At 68.7% G+C, this 1,074-nt stretch carries 1 protein-coding gene and 2 pseudogenes; all 3 read left to right on the top strand.

Translation table 11 applies throughout. From position 1 onward, the window contains the following. Positions 1-47 precede the first annotated feature (47 nt). A pseudogene (locus IV113_RS22685) lies at positions 48-137 on the top strand (peroxidase); the annotation flags it as partial. A gap of 83 nt (positions 138-220) precedes the next feature. Then, positions 221-781 (top strand): alpha/beta hydrolase, encoded by a 561-nt coding sequence (locus IV113_RS22680; RefSeq protein WP_291089954.1) that lies wholly within the window; start codon positions 221-223, stop codon positions 779-781. Between the two features lie 105 nt (positions 782-886). Continuing rightward, positions 887-1,074: pseudogene (locus IV113_RS22675) on the top strand (sulfate ABC transporter substrate-binding protein); the annotation flags it as partial.

The following is a 1,074-nucleotide window of genomic DNA, read 5'->3' as shown; positions in this document are numbered from 1 at the left end:
GGAAGTGCTCCAGAGAATGCAGTTTTGCATCGATCCAGGACACCTCCATGAGCACCCTTCGACTCGGCGACACCGCCCCGGACTTCACCCAGGACTCCACCGCCAGCCCGATCCGTTTCCCCACCTGGGCGGGTGACCCCGCCAGCACCGGCCGCAACACCCGCGCCGTGCGGCCCTGCCTGCGCCTCACGCCGCAGCCCAACCGCTGAGCGCGCGCGGCATGACAAGCCCCACCGTCATCGTCATCCCCGGCTGGCGCAATTCCGGCCCGGGCCACTGGCAGACCCTGTGGTCCGACAGCCTGCCCTCGGTGCTGCGGGTGGAGCAGGACGACTGGGTCGCGCCCGTGCGCAATGCCTGGGTCGCGCGCTTGAGCGAGACCATCGAGCGTGCGCCCGGCCCCGTGGTGGTGGTCGCCCACAGCCTGGGATGCATCACCACCACCCACCTGCCGCCCGAGGTGGCGCAGCGCATCCAGGGCGCGCTGCTGGTGGCGCCGGCCGACCCCGAGCGCCGGGGTGTGCTGGCCGATTTCGCGCCTGTGCCCTACCAGCGCCTGCCCTACCGCAGCATCCTCGTGGCCAGCAGCAACGACCCGTATTGCCCGGTGCGCACGGCCGGCGCCTACGCGCGGGCGTGGGGCAGTGAGTTCGTGCGACTCAACGATGCCGGCCACATCAACGTGGACTCGGGCCATGGTCCCTGGCCGCTGGGTCTCGCTCTGCTGCAGTCGCTCGGGGCCGATGTGCCCGCCGCCAGCCGCGCGGTGGAACCTGCCTGACCCGGGCTTATGCCCGAGGCACATAAGGAAACAAGAACAAAGTCGTTTGGATTCGCCGGGCCCGCGCTCAGAATTCTTCACATCCTGTTTCCGTTTGGAGCTCCCATGAACAACACCCTGCGCGTGGCCCTGGCCGCCGTCGCCCTCTCCACTTCCGCGCTGGCATCCGCCCAGACCACGCTGCTCAACGTCTCGTACGACGTGGCGCGCGAGTTCTACAAGGACATCAACGTGGCCTTCGCCGCGAGCTACAAGAAGTCCACCGGCAAGGACATCAAGGTCGACCAGTCGCA

The sequence above is a fragment of the Hydrogenophaga sp. genome (assembly GCF_018780385.1).
Lineage (GTDB): Bacteria > Pseudomonadota > Gammaproteobacteria > Burkholderiales > Burkholderiaceae_C > Hydrogenophaga.
This window is presented reverse-complemented; position numbering and strand designations above follow the sequence as displayed.